Below are 20,594 nucleotides of genomic sequence, written 5' to 3'. Positions count from 1 at the left end.
CCCAAGCAGAAACAGACGACGCAGGGGTATTTCGATGGACGATTTTGCAGGGCTGGCGAAACCTTTGAACGACGGTGCACCGTGCGGCATCAGTGTCGAATACGATCCTGAATTCCTCGCGCTTGAACAGCAGGCGTTGGGCAAGCCAGAAGTCGAATACGGCAGCACCCTGACCTGCGCGACGCCGCCGAACTGGATCACGGTCAAGGCTTTGGCCTTGTCGTTGGCACAACGCACTCGCGACCTGCGCATTGCGCTCTACCTGACTCGCGCCGAACTCAATCTCAGCGGCATCAGCGGCCTGGCCGCGGGACTGTCGCTGGTCGAAACCCTGCTCGAACAGCACTGGCAACAGGTCCATCCGCAACTCGAGGCCGATGACGACCACGATCCTCAATTGCGGGTCAACGTCCTTGCCGGACTCTGTGATGACCAAGGCCTTCTGCATGACCTGCGCATGTCGCCGCTGATTAGAAGCGCTGCGCTGGGTAACTTCAGTGTGCGCGATATCGACCTCGCTAGCGGCGACCTGGCCAGCCCGGCCGACACCGATGTGCCGACACTGGCGGCCATTGAAGGAGCCTTTCAGGACGTCGGCCCAGAGGTCCTGGCCGAAACCGCTGTGGCGCTGGATGACGCCTTGGCTCGCAGTCGCCGTATCGAACAGTTGCTGACCGAAAAAGTCGGCGTTGCCCAGGCCATCGATCTCAGCGCCTTGCCGACCTTGTTGAAACGCGCCGTTGACAGGGTCAAACGTTATTTGCCGGAACAACCCGCAGTCGAGGAGGGCGTAGAGCCTGGTATCGCCCCGGTAGCGGGCGCCCCCATCGCACCAGCTCCCCGTGGCGACATCAACAGCCGCGAAGATGTGCGACTGATGATTGACAAGATGTGCACCTATTTCGCCACCCATGAGCCCGCCAGCCCCGTGCCGCTGTTGTTGCAGCGTGCGCGCAATCTGGTGGACAAGAGTTTCATCGAACTGTTGCAGGACCTGGCGCCGGAAGGTCTGGCGCAATTGAAACTGGTCAGTGGCCTGCGCGACGAAAGCTGACGTGACCGATCGACCCACGCGCGTTTCCCTGCGCCTTTGCGTTAAACACTCAACGGAGGTTCCCATGGCAGAAAGCAGTCAAAAATTCATAGCACGCAACCGTGCCCCCCGCGTCCAGATCGAATACGACGTGGAAAGCTACGGCGCTGAAAAGAGCGTGTCGTTGCCCTTCGTGATGGGCGTGTTCTCTGACCTCTCGGGCAAGCCGTCCGAGCCGCTGCCGCCGGTGGCCGAGCGCAAGTTCCTGGAAGTCGACGTCGATAACTTCGACGAATGCCTCAAGTCGATGAAGCCACGGGTCGAGCTGCAAGTACCCAACACGCTGACCGGACAGGGCAACTTGCCGGTGGACATCACCTTCGAAAACCTCGACGACTTCAGCCCGGCGGCCATCGCCCGCAAGGTGCCTTCGCTCAGTGCGCTGCTCACTGCCCGCAGCCAGCTGTCGAATCTGCTCACCTACATGGACGGGAAGACCGGCGCTGAAGAACTGCTCGCCCGGCTATTGAGCGAACCGGCCTTGATGCAGGCACTGAACTCGGCCCCGGCCCCGGCCCCGGCGCCGGAAACCGAGCCGGAATAACACACCCGCTAGAACGCCCGGCAACACCCTAATAAACCCTCCCCCGGCTGGGCCTGTTTGGCCCCGGCAGGTGGAAGCTTTGCCCGAATTCAAGGAGTAGCCATGTCTACCAGCGAATCTCAAGCGTTGACGCAAACGGTTGCGACCCCCGATCTCGCGGTCGCCGACTTTGCCAGCCTGCTGCAAAAAGAGTTCAAGCCCAAGACCGACAAAGCCAAGGACGCCGTGGAACATGCGGTGCGCACCCTGGCCGAACAGGCGTTGCAAGACACCCATCTGGTGTCCGGCGATGTGCTGGGGACCATCGAAGGCCTGATCGCCGAACTCGATCGCAAATTGACCCAGCAGATCAACCACATTCTCCACCACGAGCAATTCCAGTCGGTGGAGAGTGCCTGGCGTGGTCTGCATTACCTGGTCAGCAATACCGAATCCGACGAGACCCTGAAGATTCGTGTGATGAACATCTCCAAGTCCGAAGTGCACAAGACCTTGCGTAAATTCAAGGGAGTGGCCTGGGACCAGAGCCCGCTGTTCAAGAAGCTTTACGAAGAAGAATACGGCCAGTTCGGCGGTGAGCCGTACGGCGCGTTCGTGGCGGATTACTACTTCAGCAACAGCGCGCCGGATGTCGATTTGCTGACGCAAATGGCCAAGGTCAGCGCAGCGGCGCACTGCCCGTTGATCGCGGCGGCGGATCCGAGTGTGATGCTGATGGAATCCTGGCAGGAACTGGCCAACCCACGGGACCTGACCAAAATTTTCCAAACCCCGGAGCACGCGGCCTGGCGAGCATTTCGCGCATCCGAGGACTCTCGCTACGTGGGCCTGGCGATGCCGCGTTTCCTGTCCCGCGCGCCGTACGGCGCCAAGACCAACCCGGTGGAAGATTTCGATTTCGAAGAAACCACCGATTCACCCGGCAGCAAGGATTTCACCTGGGCCAACGCCGCTTACGCGATGGCAGTGAACATCAACCGCTCCTTCAAGCGGTATGGCTGGTGCTCGCAGATCCGTGGCATCGAGTCCGGCGGGGCAGTGGAAGATTTACCGGTACACACGTTCCCTACCGATGACGGCGGCGTCGACATGACGTGCCCGACCGAAATTGCCATCAGCGACCGCCGGGAAGCGGAATTGGCGAAGAACGGTTTCATGCCACTGGTGCACAAGAAGAACAGCAATCTCGCCGCGTTCATCGGCGCGCAGTCGATGCACAAGCCAGCCGAATACGACGATCCGGACGCCACCGCCAACGCCAACCTGGCCGCGCGCCTGCCGTACCTGTTCGCCACATGCCGCTTCGCGCATTACCTCAAGTGCATCGTGCGCGACAAGATCGGCTCGTTCAAGGAACGCTCCGACATGCAGATCTGGCTCAACAACTGGATCGGTCGCTACGTCGAACACAACCCTGCAACTGCCACCGAATCGGACAAGGCGCGCAAGCCGTTGGCAGGCGCCGAAGTGGTGGTCGAGGAAGTCGAGGGCAACCCCGGTTACTACAACTCTCGGTTCTACCTGCGGCCGCATTACCAGCTCGAAGGCTTGACGGTTTCGTTGCGCCTGGTTTCCAAGTTGCCGTCCACCAAAAACTGAGGCAACGGAGCGTCCCTCACGGTCGATCCTGCCTGTGATTTCAAACCGTTACATCCCAAAACACTCACGTCTAAAAGGTACTGAACATGATCCTGCTCAATTTCAAAGGCAAACAAATCAAAGGCACTTCGACGGTATCGGCGCACACCGACTGGATCACCGTCGACGCGATCCAGATGGGCGTAGGCCGGGCCATTTCCACCAGTGGTGGCGGTGCCGACCGCGACACCAGCAACCCGTCGTTCTCGGAAATCACTTTGACCAAGTCCACTGACCTGGCGTCCTCGGACCTGTTCATGGAAGCGGTGTGCGGCAAGAGCCTGGGTATCGCGGAAATCCACTTCATCCAGACCGGTGGCGCCGAGAAGAAAGAACAGGTGTTCCTCAAGCTCGAACTGGAAGAAGCAATCGTCAGTTCCTACTCCGCCAGCAGCAGCGGCGAGCGCCCGAGCGAAACCTTCACCATCAACTTCACCAAGATCAGCTACCAGTACGACTCCTTCACCGGTGACACCGTCAAAACTGGCACTCCGAAGAAATGGGACCTGGAAGCCAACGCGAAAATCTGACGCGCGTCTTGCGCTGCACTCGTGCAGGCCGACGCTACGGCGTCGGTCTTCTGATTCTTTCGAAGGTGTGTCGATGAGCCCGATCCAATTTTTCACTGCGCGGAACCTCGTTCATGGCTGAGTTGACCAGCAAAGTGCGCCTGCAGCCGTCGTTGCTTGATCGCCTCAGCGACGACGCCACGCACGAACGCCAGGAGGCGCGCGACAAGCGTGTGCTGTCGATGCGCGGTTTGCGCAAAGCGGTGCTGCGCGACCTCGGCTGGCTGCTTAACAGCACTAGCCTGGGCAGCGTGCAGCCACTTGATGCCTATCCGCTGACGGCGCAATCGGTGCTTAATTTCGGTTTGCCGGACCTTTCCGGGCGCACCGCGACCGGTCTTGATCGCGGTGAACTGGGCCGACGCATTCGCCAGGCCATCTGGACTTTCGAACCACGGATTTTGCGCGACAGCGTGCAGGTGGTGCCGGTGCTGTCCGCCGACGCCCACGCCAGCCACAACCACGTCGCCTTCGAAATCCACGGGCAGCTCTGGGGCCAACCCTTGCCGGAACGTCTCTACCTCAAAACTGAACTGGACCTCGAAGCCGGCGACGTGCGGGTGTTCGACCTTGAAGCAGGCCTGGCCTCATGAACGCCCGACTGCTGCGCTACTACGAACGCGAACTCCAGCACCTGCGGGAAATGGGCGGCGAATTCGCCCGCGATTATCCGAAGGTGGCCGGGCGGCTGGGGCTGGAAACCTATGCCTGCGCCGACCCTTATGTCGAACGTCTGTTGGAAAGCTTCAGTTTTCTAGCGGCTCGCGTACAGCTGAAAATCGATGCGCAATTCCCGCGTTTCACCAACCACTTGCTGGAGCTGGTGTATCCCCATTACCTCGCACCTACGCCCTCGATGGCGGTGGTGCAACTGCAAGCCGACACCGAAGAGGGCAACCTCGCCCAAGGCTTCACCGTGCCGCGCGGCAGTGCCTTGAACGGTCAGCTTGGCAAGGGCGACCAGACCGCCTGCCAATGGCGCACCGCTCATGACGTCACGCTGTGGCCGATCGAGATTGCCGAGGCGCGCTATTTCGCCTGTTCTGGCCAGGTCGGCGGCGTCGACCTGTCGCGCCTGGGTCCGGTCAAGGCCGGTCTGCGCCTGCGGTTGCGGGTCGGCGCGGGACTGATGTTCAACGAAACAGGCCTCGATGCTTTGCCGCTGCACTTGCGCGGTGGCGAAGCCCTGCCGGGACGCCTGCTCGAACATCTGCTGAGTCAGGCCGTCGGCATCCTGGTGGCGCCGGTGCAGGACGCCAACCGCTGGCATGAAATCCTGCCCAAATCATCGATTCGTGCCTTGGGGCACAGTGACGGGGAAGCACTGTTGCCGGTCGGCCCGCGAACCTTTCAGGGCTATCGTCTGCTGCAGGAATATTTCGCCTTGCCGCAACGCTTTCTGTTCGCCGAAATCGGTGGGTTGGCGGACGCCGTCAGCCGCTGCGACAGCGCGCAGATTGACATCACCGTACTGTTTCGCAGTTTCGACCCCTCGTTTGAACAAGTGGTCAGCGCTGCGCATTTCGCCCTGCATTGCACCCCGGCGATCAACCTGTTTCACAAGCGCGCCGACCGCGTGCACCTCAGCGATTTGCAATCGGATTACCACGTCGTCCCGGACCGCACCCGGCCGATGGATTACGAGATCTACCAGATCCAGGGCGTGACGGGCTATGGCAGCGGCGCAGAGCCGGAGCAGACGTTTGCCTCGTTCTATCGCAGCAACGATCTGCAAGGCACCACACCGCGCAACGCCTATTACCAGGTGCGTCGCGAAAGCCGTCGGCTGTCCGATCAGCAACGTCGGCAAGGGCCGCGCTCCAGCTACATGGGCAGCGAACTGTTCCTGTCGTTGGTGGATGCCAGGGAAGCGCCGTACAGCACGGGCCTGCGTCAATTGGGCATCGACACCCTGTGCACCAACCGCGACCTGGTGCTGAGCATGCCGGTGGGCAGTGGCAAGACCGATTTCACGGTTGAGTCCGGTGCACCGATCCGTGCTGCCCGCTGTCTCGTCGGGCCCACCGTGCCGGCACCGTCCCATGCCGAAGGCGAAACGGCCTGGCGTCTGGTCAGTCACCTGTCGCTTAACTACTTGTCGCTGCTCGACCAGAACCCGGAGGAGGGCGCGAGCGCCCTGCGCGAGATGCTGCGACTGTACTGCGGCAGCGAAGACACGCCAGCGCACAAACAGATCGAGGGCCTGCGTTCGGTCACCGCCGAGACCATCGTCCGGCGCCTGCCGCTGCCGGGGCCGATCACCTATGGCCGGGGCTTGCAGATCAGCGTGCTGTTCGACGAAAGCGCCTTCGAAGGCTGTGGCGTGTTTGTGCTGGGCTCGGTGCTGGAACAGTTCTTCGCCAAATACGTGTCACTCAATTCGTTCACCGAAACGCTGATCAAAAGCGAAACCCGTGGACTGATCATGCAATGGCCGACGCGGGTGGGACGATGCGAGATCCTCTAGCGCTGCTTGAGCGCCTGGAACAGCAGCCGGCTGCGTTCGACTTTCACGGCGCACTGCGCCAGCTCGAATGCGCCTACGGCGATCTGCCGCGCATCGGCCAGGCCCGCCGCCCGGCCGACGAAGCGCTGCGTTTCGGCCAGCCGCCGTCCTTGGCGTTCGAGCCGGCCATGCTGGCCGGCCTGCAACGGGGCGATACCGAGCAAGCACCTCGGTTGCTGGTCAACCTGTTCGGCATGCTCGGCGCCAACGGGCCGTTGCCGGTGCATCTGACCGAATACATCCGCGATCGCCAGCGCAACCTCAATGACCCGACGCTGGCGCGCTTCTGCGACATCTTTCACCACCGCATGATCAGCCTGTTTTACCGCGCCTGGGCCAGCGCGCAGCCAGCGGTCAGCCTGGACCGCCCGCAGGACGATCGTTTTGCCGGTTACGTCGCCTCACTGATCGGCCTCGGCATGCCGTCGCTGCGCGGTCGCGATGCGGCGCCTGACATTGCCAAGTTGCACCACGCCGGGCGCCTGAGTCCGCAGAACCGCAACGCCGAAGGCCTTGGCGCGTTGTTGAGTGATTTCTTCCAGGTGCCGGTGCAGGTGCAGACCTTCGTCGGCCACTGGATGACCTTGCCTGCCGATGGCATCGCTCGCTTGCGCAGTGGGCCGGATGCCGAGGTGCTGGGGATGACCACGGTGCTGGGCAAGAAAGTCTGGAACGCTCAGCACAAATTCCGCTTGGTCATCGGTCCGTTGGACTTGGTGCAGGCCCACGGCCTGCTGCCCGGTGAGCCCGGCATGCAGCGGCTCGAAGCCTGGGTGCGGCAGTACGCCGGGCTGACCCTGGAATGGGACGTCAACCTGATCCTGCGCAAGGAACAGGTGCCGGGTTTGCGCCTCGGACACGATGCGCGCCTGGGCTGGAGCACCTGGCTGAGCAGCACAACACCTGACCGGGACGACCGCCAATTGGTGGTCAGCCCACGCCGTCTCGCGGCACCCGCACCCACTTCATCACGAGGACCAGACCATGGCTGATATCAGTCGCGTTGCCCTGTTCGGCAAGCTCAACCCGCTGTGCTACCGGGCCATCGAAAGCAGCACCGTGTTCTGCAAGTTGCGCGGCAACCCCTACGTCGAGCTGGTGCACTGGCTGCACCAATTGCTGCAACTGACCGACTCGGACCTGCTGCGGATCATCGGTCATTACGACATTGACCCGGCGGTGCTCACCCGTGATCTGACGGCGGCGCTGGATCGCCTGCCGCGAGGCTCGACCTCGATTTCCGACCTGTCGTCGCAGGTGGAGGAAGCGGTGGAACGCGCCTGGGTCTACGGCACTTTGATGTTCGGCGAATCGCAGGTCCGTTCCGGGCACTTGATCATCGGCCTGCTGAAAACCCAGACCCTGCGCAACGCCTTGCTGGCGGTATCGCCGGTGTTTGCGCGAATCAAGGTTGAAGACCTCGGCGAGCGCTTCGCCGAACTGCTCGACAGCTCGCCGGAAGCGCAAATGCAGGCCAGCGACGGTTTTCAGGCTGGTTCGCCCGGCGAAGCGATTGGCGCCACGGCACCCGCCGCCGTGGGTCGCCAGGAAGCGCTCAAGCGCTTTACCGTCGATCTCACCGAGCAGGCGCGCAGTGGCAAGATGGACCCGATCGTCGGCCGCGACGACGAGATCCGCCAACTGATCGACATCCTGATGCGTCGGCGGCAGAACAACCCGATCCTGGTCGGCGAGGCCGGCGTCGGCAAGACGGCGGTGGTCGAAGGCTTCGCTCAGCGCATCGCCCGTGGTGACGTGCCGCCGAGCCTCAAGGACGTGCAACTGCTGGTCCTCGACGTCGGTTTGCTGCAAGCCGGGGCGAGCATGAAAGGCGAGTTCGAACAGCGTCTGCGCAATGTCATCGATGAGGTTCAGGCCAGCAGCAAACCGGTGGTGCTCTTTATCGATGAAACCCACACCCTGGTCGGTGCCGGAGGTGCGGCGGGCACCGGTGACGCGGCAAACCTGCTGAAACCGGCGCTGGCCCGTGGCACTTTGCGCACTGTCGGCGCCACCACCTTCGCCGAGTACAAAAAGCACATCGAGAAAGACCCGGCGCTGACCCGGCGCTTCCAGACCGTGCAGGTCGATGAGCCGGATGAAGCCCGCGCCTTGCTGATGTTGCGCGCGATAGCCGAGACCATGCAGCAGCACCACAACGTGCAGGTGCTGGATTCGGCACTGGAGGCCGCGGTGCGCCTGTCCAACCGCTACATCCCGGCGCGCCAGTTGCCGGACAAAGCGGTGAGCCTGATCGACACTGCCTGTGCGCGCGTGGCGATCAGCCTGCACGCCACTCCGGCACAAGTCGATGACTGCCGCCGCCGCATCGAATCCCTGGAAACCGAGCTGGGCATCATCGAACGCGAAACCGCGATCGGCCTCGCCACCGCGACCCGTCATGCCGCCGTCGAGGCGTTGCTGGTTGATGAGCGTGTGCGCCTGGATGGCCTCGACAGTCGTTGGGACGCCGAGATGGCGCTGGTCGAGCAGATCCTACGCCTGCGCAGCCAGTTACGCGACATCGACGCGACCGAAGAACGCGACACGCACCTGGTTGAACTGCGCCAGTTGCAGGACCAATTAGCCGAGCAACAAGGTGAAAGCCCGCTGGTGCTGCTGACCGTCGACGAACAAGCCGTCGCTGCGGTGGTGCAGGACTGGACCGGAATTCCAGTGGGCCGCATGGTCAAGAATGAAATCGAAAACGTGCTGAAACTGGCCGAGCGCCTGTCCCAGCGCATCATCGGCCAGAACCACGCGCTGGAGATGATCGCCCGGCGCATCCAGACCTCCCGCGCCGGTCTCGACAACCCCGGCAAACCAGTGGGCGTGTTCATGCTCGCCGGCACCTCGGGTGTCGGCAAGACAGAAACCGCGCTGGCCCTGGCCGAGGCCTTGTACGGCGGTGAGCAGAACGTCATCACCATCAACATGAGCGAGTACCAGGAAGCGCACACCGTATCGACGCTCAAAGGCGCGCCGCCGGGTTACATCGGTTACGGCGAGGGCGGTGTGTTGACCGAAGCGGTACGGCGCAAGCCCTACAGCGTGGTGTTGCTCGACGAAGTGGAGAAGGCTCACCCGGACGTACACGAGTTGTTCTACCAAATGTTCGACAAAGGCTGGATGGAGGACGGCGAGGGCCGGGTGATCGACTTCAAGAACACCTTGATCCTGCTGACCACCAACGCCGGCACCGAGCTGATCAGCCTCGCCTGCCGCGACCCGCAGAACGTGCCGCCCACCGAAGACATCGCCAAGGCCCTGCGCATGCCGCTGCTGGAGGTGTTCCCGCCGGCCTTGCTCGGGCGCCTGGTGGTGATCCCGTATTACCCGCTGAGCGACGCCATGCTCGGCAGCATCATTCGCCTGCAACTGGGGCGGATCGAAAAACGCATCGCCGACGGCCAGCAAATCCCGTTCACCTGGAGCGACGAAGTGGTCGAGCTGATCGCCAGCCGCTGCACCGAACTGGAAAGCGGCGGGCGGATGATCGACGCGATCCTGACCAACTCGGTGCTGCCGGCGATCAGCTGCGAAATTCTCAACCGCCTGCTGCGCAACGACCCGGCCACTCAGGTCGCGGTCGGTGTGCAGGACGGTGAGTTCAGTTATGACTTCGAGGCGCGCCGAGGAGAGACCGCATGATCGTCCAGATTCGACTGACGTCGCAGAAGTGGGCCTACACCGATTCCATCGAGCAACTGCGCAGCGTGCTGGCGATCGGTGGTCGTTCGGGTTTTCTCCGGCTCGACCTGGTGCTGGAGACTGGAGGTCCTGTTGAGGCAAATCTGCTGATGTCACGCAGAACCCTTTACATCGATGGTTTTCTCGCCAGGAACGGGACTTGGTATTACTTCTCCGATTCGTTTCCCGAGGCGCCGCATCGGCCGGTCGCGCCGGGGTTGATCGACGGCAAGGTGCAGCCTCTGAAGATGCTCGGTACCCATCCTGAAATGGGCACCCACAAAGCAGACACCCGGTTTGATTCTGCCACGCCGCTTGCGTTGCGCGACTTGAGCTCATTCACCGGCGGCAAAGACTTGCACTTGCACAAGACCCTGTCGTTTGCAGCCGTGGCTTGCGCCGAGGCGGCGCGTTTCAAGGAAGTGGAACACACCATCGCGCGCCTGCTCAGCGGCGGTGTCACCGAGTACAAGCCGATGGACGACTGGCGGAACCTGTTCACCAAGTGGGAGGACTACACCGCCGCGGGCAGTGCAAAGGTTTGGGTCAAGCACATTCCCACCGAGGTCCCGGCCGTAGGTGGCAGCAAGGTCAAGGGCTGGAAAATCAAGACAAATAAACAAGCAGGGGGCAGCAATGGCGGATGACCACAACGCGAGGCCTGCGTCCTGCGCCTTGACTGCCTGCCACCCCGTGCTCACTGCGCGGGCTCTTGCCTTTACGTAGACCGAACCCATGGCCACTACCCAGATCAACCGCGAAATCCAGGTCAAGTGCAGCCTCAGCGCCGATGTGCTGCTGTTCCGGCGCATGGACGCTCGCGAAGCCCTGTCCGAACTCAGCGACTATCGCCTGGAGCTGTACAGCGAGCGCGCCGACCTGGCCATCGATGACCTGCTGTCGACGCCGATGACGGTCACCGTCGACCAGCCCGACGGCGGCGAACGCTATTTCAGCGGCCTGGTCACGCGCTTCGAATTCACCGGGCGCCAGGGTCGCTTCTCGACCTATCAGGCTACGGTGCGGCCGTGGCTGTGGTTCCTGACGCTGGCCAGCGACTGCCGGATTTTCCAGAACCTCAACGTGCCGGACATCCTCAAGAAGGTGTTTACCCCGTACACCATCGCCGACGTCGATACCAGCGGTCTCAGTGCCAGCTACAAGCCGCTGGTCTACTGCGTGCAGTACCGCGAGAGCGACTTCGATTTTGTCAGCCGCTTGATGGAGCAGGCGGGCATTTACTACTTCTTCAAGAGCGCCGCCGGGCGTCACACCCTGGTACTGGCCGACTCCTACGCCGCCCATGCGCCGGCCAAGGGGTACGAGAGCGTGCGCTACCTGCCGGCGGAAGATCAGACCATGCGCGAAAGCGAAGTGATCTACGACTGGCGCCAGAGCGGCGAGGTCGAATCCGGCGGCTATGTGTTGCAGGACTTCAATTTTGAGAAGCCTTCGGCCAGCCTGCTGGTGAAGTCGGCGCAGGTGCGCTCGTATGGCCAGTCGCGCCACGAACGCTACGACTATCCGGGGCGCTACATCGAGCGCGCGCAGGGCGAAACCTACGCACGCACCCGGCTCGACGCCTTGCAGAGCCGCTATCGCCGGATCAAAGGCGCCACCCGCGCACGCGGGCTCTTTCCCGGTGCGTTGTTCAGCCTCACTGAACACCCGCGCGGCGACCAGAACGGCCAGGTGCTGATCCTCAGCGCGATCTATCGCTTGTCTTCGGACCGCTACGAACCGACACCGCCGGACGATCCGGAACCGGTGCTGACCTGCGAATTCACCGCGCTGCCCAAGCAGCTCGAATTTCGTCCCGACTGCCGCACCCCGAAACCGCTGATGCACGGCCCGCAAACCGCCATCGTGGTGGGCAAGCGCGGCGAGGAAATCTGGACCGACCCCTATGGCCGGATCAAGGTGCAGTTTCACTGGGACCGCGAAGGCAAGGACGACGAAAACAGTTCCTGCTGGGTGCGCGTCGCGCAAGGCTGGGCCGGCAAGCGTTGGGGCAGCTTGTACACCCCGCGCATCGGCCAGGAAGTGGTGGTGAGTTTTCTCGAAGGCGATCCCGATCAACCGCTGGTCACCGGTAGCGTCTACAACGCTGACAGGATGCCGCCGATCAATCTGCCGGAGCAGGCCACCCGTTCCACCCTCAAGAGCAATTCCTCGAAGGGTGGCGCTGGTTACAACGAGCTGCGTTTCGAAGACAAGAAGGGCGCCGAACAGGTGTTCATCCATGCACAGATGGACCTCGACCAGCGCATCCGTCAGGACTCGCTGGACTGGGTCGGTCGCGATCGCCATTCGATGGTCGCCAAGGACTCGCGCGAGCAGATAGGTGGCGACCAGCACCTGGCGGTGGCCGGCGATCGCAATGAAAAGGCCGGCGGCGATGTGGCCGTGGCCGCCGGCACCAACATGACCCTCGACGCGGGCCTGAAACTGGGCCTCAGCGGCGGCATGGACGTACACATCAAGGGTGGCATGAACGTGGTGATCGAGGCGGGCGCGAGCATCACGCTCAAGGCCGGTGCGTCGTTCCTGACCATCGGTCCGGCCATCATCGCCTCGATGCTGCCGATCCCGTTGCCCCAGGCCGCGACCGCCGCAAACGCCCTGGTGCTGGCGTCGCGGCCGAAGCCGACCGCCCCTCCGCTCAAACCCAAAGAGGCTGACGATGGCAAGCAATAACGCCAGCCCGCGCCGCCATAGCTTAATGCTCAGGAGACCGACATGCCTTTGATACTTCAGGTGAAAAGCTACCGTGACCAGCCTCTGGCCGGGCGCTACTGCGTTATCGCCTCCAGCTCCGGCACCCTGGGCCGCGCCGAAGGCAATGACCTGGTGCTGGAAGATCCCGGCAAATACATCTCCCGGGTCCACGCCCGGGTCGAGCAGCGCGGTGAGCTGTTCTTCCTCACCGACATCGGCAGCAACCCCAGCGTGGTCAATGACCGATTGCTTGGCAATGGCCAGGAAACCCGGCTGGAGGAGGGTGATAGCATCGTCATCGGCGAGTATCGGCTGGAAGTCCAAATGCAAGCCGAGACTGCGGTCGAAGCGGCGGTGACGGACGATGACTCGGCGAGCCAGACCCAGAACCTGACTCTGGCGGTGTTTGAACCCGCCGCGGCTCTGCCGCTGGTCAGCACTGCACCGTCGTTGCCGACCATCGACACCCTGTCGGCGCCCAAGCCCAATGTCTCGCCACCGAGCCCCTCGACCAGCCTGCCGGACGCCTTGGCGGCGGCACGGATTCTGGAGAACGGGCCGCTGATCGAAGCCGAACTGCCGCTGGACGATCCGCTGGGGCTGAACCTGTTCGCCCAGACCCACGAAGCGCGGATGCCGGGGCTGGGCAATCCCCGTGAAGTGCTACTGCGCCCGGCGTTCCGTGGCGCGGAAAACGATCATCTGTCACCGGAACTGCAGGCGTTGCCGTCACCCCTCATCACCCCGGCGGTCGCGCCCGTGACGACTGCGTACGCAGTGCCGGTGGTCACGCCGTTGCTGATTCCCGCGGACTACGATCCGTTGGCGGATTTCCTGGCTGCACCGTCACCAGCGCCTGCCACCCTTCCAGACGCGGTGCCAGTCGCAGCAGCCGTCGAGCCGACTTCTATTGCAACCGCGGCGCCCACGCCAGCACCTGCCCCGAGCGTCCCCGCACCCAGCGATGACGGGGTGCTGCAAGGGCTGCTCGAAGGCCTCGGTTTGCCCGACCTGCGCACCAGCCGCGAGCCTCGTGACCTGGCGCGGCTGGTGGGGGAAATGCTCCGCGAAGCCGTGGGTGGAACCATGGACGTACTGCTGGCGCGGGCCATGACCAAGCGCGACAGCCACATCGACATGACCATGATCGGCGCGCGCTCGAACAACCCGTTGAAGTTTTTCCCCAACCCGGAAAGTGCCCTGAGCCAGATGCTCATCGCCGATGCCCCGGCCTACCTGCCCGGCGTCAGCGCGCTGGCGGCGGCGTTCGATGACCTCAAGGCCCATGAATTGGCGGTGATCGTCGGCATGCGCGCGGCACTGGCGGAAGTGGTGCAGCGCTTCGAACCGGCGCGGATCGAACAGCGTCTCGCCGTGCCCGGCCGTTTCGACAAGTTGATGCCGGGCACCCGCAAGGCCCGGCTGTGGGACCTGTTGACCGCGCTCTACGCCGACCTGGTGCGCGACGGTGATGAAGATGTGCAGCGCATCTTCGGCGAGAGATTCGCCCTGGCCTACCAACAACAAATCGCCCGGTTGCGCGCCGCCCGTTAGGCCACGTCGCCAATCACGCCCACTCATTCAAGCGAGAACCGAACATGTCCTGGAACAGTAAAGTCGTCTGGTCGGAAGGCATGCTGCTGCAACCGCAGCACCTGCAGCAACACGACCGTTTTCTGCAAGCACAGCTCGAAGCCCGGGTCGGTGCCTTGCGCGCCTATGGCTGGGGTTTCAGCCGTTTTGAACTTGACGAGCAGCATCTGGCGCTCGGAAAAGTGGCGCTGAAAACCTACAGCGGTGTGTTGCCTGACGGCACTCCGGTTGGGTTGCCGTTCGATGAAATGCCGTTACCCCTGGAGATTCCCGCCGAGGCCCGCGACATGACCGTAGTGCTGGCATTGCCGACGCAACGGCATGGCGTGGCCGAGGTCGATGATCGGCCCAGTGCGGAAAACTTCGCCCGCCATCGTGCCGTGGGATACGAAGCTTGGGACAGCAACGGCCTGGACAGCAGTGCGCTGATGACCGTGGGCAAACAACGTCTGCGCCTGGCCTTTGCCAACGATGTGGCGGACGCCTACACCAGCCTCGGCGTGGCGCAGGTGATCGAACGTCGCGCCGACAAGCGTGTGGTACTCGACCCCGAATATTGCCCACCGTGCCTGGAGGTCAACGCGGCGCCGCTGTTGGTGAATTTCCTGGAGGAACTGCTGGGCTTGCTGCACCAGCGCAGCGAAGCCATGGCGATGCGTCTGTCGCAGCCCGGTGGCAGCGGCGCGGCAGAGATTTCCGACTTCCTGCTGCTGCAAGTGCTCAACCGCAGCGAGCCGTTGATCCGTCACCTGGCGAGCATGACCGGCCTGCACCCGGAGGCGCTGTATCAGGCGCTGGCGCCATTGGCCGGCGAACTGGCGACCTTCACCCGTCCCGACAAACGCAGTGCGACGTACCCTGTGTATCGCCATGCCGCTCTGGCGGAAAGCTTCGCGCCGTTGATGGTCGACCTGCGCCGCTCTCTGGCCACAGTGATCGACGCCCGCGCTGTACAAATACCGCTGGAAGAGCGCCAGTTCGGCATCCGCGTGGCGGTGGTGCCCGACCCGCAACTGCTGCGTTCGGCCACCTTCGTGCTGGCGGTGCATGCGCAGATGCCGGCCGAAGCGGTGCGCAGCGGCTTCCCGCCGCAGGTCAAGATCGGTTCGGTGGAGAAGATCCGCGACCTGGTCAACCTGCAACTTCCCGGCATCGCCCTGCGCCCGTTGCCGGTGGCGCCACGGCAGTTGCCGTTCCATGCAGGGTTCACCTATTTCGAACTCGATCGCGCCAGCGACTATTGGCAACAACTGACCAATTCGGCGGGTTTCGCCATGCATGTGGCGGGCGCGTTCCCAGGGCTGGAGATGCAGTTCTGGGCGATCCGCAACTAAACCATGACCCGCCAAAGCGAAGGTAAATCGACGTGAATCTGAACGATCCTCTCGGCGCAGGACAAGACCCCGACCGCACGCTGCTGATCCCCAACCCCGGTGGCCGGCGCAATGCTGCTTCCGGCTCGGCGAACCCGGTGCGGCCGGTGGCTGAACGGTTGTCGCTCAATGGCAAGGGCCTCAACCCGTTGGTGCGCGCGGCCAACCCTCTGCTGGACCTGGTGGTGCCGCTGCGTTCGCTCAACAACGCGCCGGACATGGAAGCACTGCGTGAGCGGCTGGTTCAGGCGATGCAGCATTTCGAAGCCCAGGCCCGCGCCAGCAAGGTGGACCCCGAAACCGTGGCCGCCGCTCGCTACGCGCTGTGCACCCTGGTCGATGAAACCATTTCCAGCACGCCGTGGGGCGCCGGCGTCTGGAACAGCCGCAGTCTGTTGGTGACCTTTCACAACGAAGCCTGGGGTGGCGAGAAGTTCTTCCTAATTCTGCAACGGCTTTGCCAGGACTCTGGCCGCCATATCGATGTCTTGGAGTTGTACTACCTGTGCATCGCCCTCGGCCTCGAAGGACGCTATCGAGTGATCGATCAGGGCTTCGAGCAGTTGAGCACCCTGCGTGAGCGCTTGCTCGGGCTGATTCGCCAGCAGCGCGGCGTGCAGGAACAGGACTTGTCGCCACGCTGGCGCGGTGCCGTGACCGAGCAGCGTTCGATGCTGCGCCTGGTGCCCGTGTGGGTGTTGGCGGCGGTCGCGGCGGTGCTGCTGCTGACGCTGCAACTGACGTACAACGGGTTGCTCAACCGCGACTCCGATCCGGTGTTCGCGCAAATGGGCACAGTGCGCGTGGTCTCGCCGTTGCCGCCAGTGGTCGCACCCATCACGCCACCACCGGTGCGGGTTTCGGGCTTCCTCGCGCCGGAGATCGCCGAAGGCCTGGTCAGCGTCAAGGAAAGCGCCGACCGCTCGGTGATCACCCTTCGCGGCGATGGCGTGTTCGGTTCCGGCAGCGCAGAAGTGTCGAGCGCGTTCGAGCCGTTGCTGGCGCGGATCGGCGATGCCTTGGCCGGTCAGCCTGGCGCGGTGGTGGTGGTCGGGCATACCGATAACGTGCGGCCGTCCGCGTCGTCGCGGCTGTCGTCGAACTTCGACTTGTCCCTGGCCCGGGCGAAAACAGTCGCGCGTTTATTGACCGAACGCGCCGGCCCCGCCGAGCGCTACCGCACCGAAGGCCGCGGTGAAACCGAACCGCTGGTGGACAACGACACACCGGCCAATCGCGCACGCAACCGTCGCGTCGACATCACCTTGCTCGTTCCCGCACAGGCGCAGTAACCATGGGTATTTTTAATATTTGGAATGCCTGGTCGTTGATCAGGCGCTATTCGAACTGGCTGAGCAAGCCGTGGCTGCTGTCGCTGATTGGCGTGGTCCTGGTCTCGTTGCTGGTGTGGTACGAAGGCCCGCTGCTGGCGTTCGACGGTCGTCAGCCATTGGCTCCGGAAGCCTGGCGCTGGCGCTTGATCGGTTTGTTGGTTTTTGTCTGGGCGCTGTGGTGGGTGATCGCTTTGTGGCGGGTGCAGCGAGCGAACCGCTTGCTGATGCAAGGAGTCGCCGGCGACGAAGCCTCGGCGCACAAACATGCCGGGGCCAAGGCCTCGGAAGCTGAAGTGGCGCTGCTCAGCGAACGCATGCGCAGCGCCATGGCGGTGCTGCGCAAGGCCTCGCCGGGCTGGAAACTCAGCAGCCAGTATTTGTATCAACTGCCCTGGTACCTGTTTGTCGGCGCGCCCGGCAGCGGTAAAACCACAGCGTTGACCCATTCGGGCCTGCAATTTCCCTTAAGCGATTCCCACGGCGCAGCGGCGGTGGGCGGCGTCGGCGGCACGCGCAATTGCGACTGGTGGTTCACCGATGAAGCGGTGCTGCTGGACACCGCCGGGCGCTACACCACTCAAGATAGCTACACCGAAGTCGACAAAGCGGCGTGGTTCGGCTTCCTGGATCTGTTGAAAAAACATCGCCGTCGGCGCCCGGTGAACGGGGTGATCGTCGCCCTCAGTGTCAGCGATCTGTTGCAGCAGAGCGAGGCGCAGCGCCAGACCCAGGCGCAGGCAATTCGCGCCCGAATCCAGGAATTGCATGAGCGGCTGGGTTTGAATTTCCCGGTGTATGTAGTGGTCACCAAATGCGATTTGCTCGCCGGTTTTGCCGAGTTCTTCGAACCCATGGGCCGGGAAGAACGCTCGCAAGTGTGGGGCGTGACGTTCCCGCTGACCCAGGGCGATCAGGTGCAATTGCCCGGCGCAGCGCTGGCAAGCTTCCCTGGCGAATTCGATGCCCTGGAAAAACAACTGCACGGCCGGGTACTGGAGCGCATGCAACAGGAACGCGACCTGTCACGGCGAGCCTTGCTGTACAGCTTCCCGCAGCAATTCGCCGGGATTGGCGAGGTGCTGACACGGTTCCTCAACACCGTGTTCGAACCCAATCGCTACCAGGACCCGGCGCTGCTGCGCGGGGTCTATTTCACCAGCGGCACCCAGGAAGGCAGCCCGATCGATCGGGTCATGTCGTCACTGGCGGCAGCCATTGGCCTCGGTCGCAATGTGCTACCAGCGGGGTTTGGCAGCGGCCGAAGCTACTTCATCACGCGGCTGATGCGCGAGGTGATTTTCAAGGAAGCCGGGCTGGCCGGGGTCAATCCCTTGCAGGAGCGCCGCCAACGCCTGTGGTTGCGCGGCGCGATGGTGCTGATCGGGGTCACGGCGCTGTTGCTGGTGCTCGGTCTGACGGTCAGTTACCAGCGCAACGAAGCCTTGGTACAAGCCTCGGCCGTGGCGGTGGCCGACGTCGCGCAAAAGGCCCGCGAACTGCCGACCCAAGGCACGGTGCTGGTGACGTTGCCGCTGTTGATCGCTGCCCGCGAGCTGCCGGCCGGCTTCGCCCATCGCGATGATTCGGTGCCGCTGCTCAATCGCCTGGGCCTGTATCAAGGCGACAAGCTCGGCACTGGCGCGATCAATCTGTATCGGCGCCTGCTACGCGGCACCTTGTTGCCGCACATCGTCAGCAACCTTGAAAGCGCCTTGCGCCGTGGCGATGCCAGCAATCAGGATTTCCTCTACGAAACCCTGCGCGTGTACCTGATGCTCGGCGAGCGGCAGTTCTTCGACGCGGCGTCGGTGCAGGCCTGGGTCGAAGTGGATTGGCGCCGTGAAGTGCCGCAAGCCACTGAAGCTCAACGCCTGTCGGAGCACGTTCAGGCGTTGCTCGATGCCGATGATGAAAGCGCCGAACCGGTGCAACTGGACGCGGCGTTGATCAGCAAGGTGCGCCAGACCCTGGTGAGCATGCCGCTGGCCGAGCGCACCTACAACCGCCTCAAGCGCCAGATTGCGACGTTGCGCTTGCCGGAGTCGAGCGTCAATGGCGCGGCCGGTCGCGACGTGTCCTCGCTGCTGGTGCGCCGCAGCGGCACGCCCTTGTCGCAAGGCGTCAGCGGCGTGTTCAGCGTCGCCGGTTACCGTGAATTTGTGGGACGCAGCGGCGCTGCCGTGGCTGAAATGGCCAAGGACAATTGGGTGTTGGGCAGGGAAGAGAAAACCAGCGCCGCCGATGCCGAAGCCATGCAGCAAGCGGTGCTGGGTTTGTATTACGCCGAGTACATCCGTCAATGGGACGCCTTGCTCGCCGACGTGCAACTGGTGCCGTTTACCGGCCTCGACCAGGCGGCGCTGGTCAGCGGCGCGCTGGCGGGCAATGACTCGCCGCTGCGGTCGTTCCTGCAACTGGCCTCTCGTGAAACCACCCTGGAAGGCGCGCTGAAAGCCAAGGCCGACAAGGACGTCGATCCGCAAGTGCGCAAGAGCTTCGACGAAGCGCGCAGGAAACTCGAATCGGCACTGGGCAGCAACGACCGTAGCGAAACGCCGCTCGACACTTCGGGCAATCCGGTCGACCCGCATTTCGCTGCGTTGCACAGCCTGGTCAACAGACCGGCACCCGGTCCGCTGGATGAAGCGAGCGCAATGCTCAAGGACGCCGCGCAGTACTTCGACGGCGCCGAAGCAGCCCGCCGCAGTGGTTCGCCCGCGCCTTCGGGGGAAGTGCTGACCCGCCTCAAACGGGCGGCGACCACGCTGCCGGTGCCGATTTCCTCGGTGTTGCGCGACGTCGACAGCAGTGGCGGGGCACTGACCCTGGGCAACGAGCGCGAACGCCTGAATGCGCTGTGGAATTCGGTCGGCGCGCCGTTCTGTCGCGCTGCCATCGACGGTCGTTATCCCTTGGTGCGCAATGCGAGCCGGGACATCACCGCCGATGATTTCGGCAAGTTCTTCGGCCCCGGTGGCGTGATGGACGACTTTTTCAGCAAGAATCTGGTGCCTTACGTCGACATGAGCAGTAACCCGTGGCGCGCCCGTGCGGCGGGCAGTGGTTCGGTGAGCCTGTCCCAGGACGTGATCAATCAGTTTCAGCGCGCGGCGCAGTTGCGCGACATGTTCTTCGTCAACGGCGCCCGGCAACCGTCGCTGCGTTTCGACCTCAAGGCCTTGAGCGCCGATCCCGGTTTGAGCAAGGTGACCCTGGATATCGATGGCCAACCGGTGGTGTACGAGGCGGGTGTGACCGCCAACTTCACGCCGATTGTGCTGCCAAGCGGCAGGGGTGGCGACCGCGTGCAATTGCAGAGCGAGCCCGGGTTTGCCGCTGCACTCAACAGCGACGGCCCTTGGGCCTGGTTGCACGTGCTGGACAAAGGCACGGTCAAGGGCGGGCAGGGCGAGCGCTATCAAGTGGCGTTCAACCTCGACGGGCGCACGGTGCAGTACGAACTGCGGGCCAGCAGCGTGAATAATCCGTTCCGCCGCGATGCACTCGTGCAGTTCCGCTGCCCGAACCGACTGTAA

14 protein-coding genes are annotated in these 20,594 nt (G+C 63.4%); all 14 read left to right on the top strand.

Annotated elements, in window-relative coordinates:
• The first annotated feature begins 34 nt into the window (after positions 1–34).
• The 14 genes from tssA to tssM all read left to right on the top strand — a co-directional run bounded on the left by tssA (position 35) and on the right by tssM (position 20,594).
• Positions 35–1,054, top strand: a complete 1,020-nt coding sequence (gene tssA / locus ACIQY3_RS25365) for a type VI secretion system protein TssA (protein ID WP_403025168.1) — start codon at positions 35–37, stop codon at positions 1,052–1,054.
• Between the two features lie 64 nt (positions 1,055–1,118).
• Positions 1,119–1,637, top strand: a complete 519-nt coding sequence (tssB, locus tag ACIQY3_RS25360) for a type VI secretion system contractile sheath small subunit (RefSeq protein ID WP_403025165.1) — start codon at positions 1,119–1,121, stop codon at positions 1,635–1,637.
• Positions 1,638–1,739: 102 nt separating this feature from the next.
• Positions 1,740–3,236, top strand: a complete 1,497-nt coding sequence (gene tssC / locus ACIQY3_RS25355; RefSeq protein WP_403025162.1) for a type VI secretion system contractile sheath large subunit — start codon at positions 1,740–1,742, stop codon at positions 3,234–3,236.
• An 86-nt stretch (positions 3,237–3,322) separates the two neighbouring features.
• Entirely contained in the window at positions 3,323–3,805 is a 483-nt protein-coding gene (locus ACIQY3_RS25350) for a type VI secretion system tube protein Hcp (protein WP_403025159.1), read from the top strand.
• A 113-nt stretch (positions 3,806–3,918) separates the two neighbouring features.
• Complete coding sequence (gene tssE / locus ACIQY3_RS25345; RefSeq protein WP_403025156.1) at positions 3,919–4,437, top strand: type VI secretion system baseplate subunit TssE; 519 nt, start codon at positions 3,919–3,921, stop codon at positions 4,435–4,437.
• Positions 4,434–6,311 (top strand): type VI secretion system baseplate subunit TssF, encoded by a 1,878-nt coding sequence (gene tssF / locus ACIQY3_RS25340; RefSeq protein WP_403025153.1) that lies wholly within the window; start codon positions 4,434–4,436, stop codon positions 6,309–6,311. Before tssE ends, tssF begins: the two co-directional genes overlap by 4 nt.
• Positions 6,296–7,342: a type VI secretion system baseplate subunit TssG gene (tssG, locus tag ACIQY3_RS25335; protein ID WP_403025150.1), complete on the top strand. Its 1,047-nt coding sequence runs from the start codon at positions 6,296–6,298 to the stop codon at positions 7,340–7,342. The genes tssF and tssG overlap by 16 nt, the downstream gene beginning before the upstream one ends.
• Positions 7,335–10,001: a type VI secretion system ATPase TssH gene (gene tssH, locus ACIQY3_RS25330; RefSeq protein WP_403025147.1), complete on the top strand. Its 2,667-nt coding sequence runs from the start codon at positions 7,335–7,337 to the stop codon at positions 9,999–10,001. The genes tssG and tssH overlap by 8 nt, the downstream gene beginning before the upstream one ends.
• Positions 9,998–10,687, top strand: coding sequence for a ribosome-inactivating family protein (locus ACIQY3_RS25325; protein WP_403025144.1), 690 nt, complete (start codon positions 9,998–10,000; stop codon positions 10,685–10,687). The genes tssH and ACIQY3_RS25325 overlap by 4 nt, the downstream gene beginning before the upstream one ends.
• Before the next feature lie 88 nt (positions 10,688–10,775).
• The gene (locus tag ACIQY3_RS25320) at positions 10,776–12,737 is read left to right on the top strand and encodes a type VI secretion system Vgr family protein (protein WP_403025142.1); all 1,962 of its coding nucleotides are present in this window, start codon (positions 10,776–10,778) and stop codon (positions 12,735–12,737) included.
• Between the two features lie 42 nt (positions 12,738–12,779).
• Positions 12,780–14,312, top strand: coding sequence for a type VI secretion system-associated FHA domain protein TagH (tagH, locus tag ACIQY3_RS25315; RefSeq protein ID WP_403025139.1), 1,533 nt, complete (start codon positions 12,780–12,782; stop codon positions 14,310–14,312).
• A gap of 44 nt (positions 14,313–14,356) precedes the next feature.
• Complete coding sequence (gene tssK, locus ACIQY3_RS25310) at positions 14,357–15,685, top strand: type VI secretion system baseplate subunit TssK (RefSeq protein ID WP_403025136.1); 1,329 nt, start codon at positions 14,357–14,359, stop codon at positions 15,683–15,685.
• A 32-nt stretch (positions 15,686–15,717) separates the two neighbouring features.
• Positions 15,718–17,016 carry a type IVB secretion system protein IcmH/DotU gene (gene icmH / locus ACIQY3_RS25305; RefSeq protein WP_403025133.1) on the top strand — a complete coding sequence of 433 codons (1,299 nt, stop codon included), beginning with the start codon at positions 15,718–15,720 and terminating at the stop codon, positions 17,014–17,016.
• 2 nt (positions 17,017–17,018) lie between these two features.
• On the top strand, positions 17,019–20,594 hold the full coding sequence (gene tssM, locus ACIQY3_RS25300) for a type VI secretion system membrane subunit TssM (RefSeq protein WP_403025130.1): 3,576 nt from the start codon (positions 17,019–17,021) through the stop codon (positions 20,592–20,594).

Source organism: Pseudomonas sp. NPDC096950 (assembly GCF_044762525.1).
GTDB lineage: Bacteria > Pseudomonadota > Gammaproteobacteria > Pseudomonadales > Pseudomonadaceae > Aquipseudomonas.
This window is presented reverse-complemented; position numbering and strand designations above follow the sequence as displayed.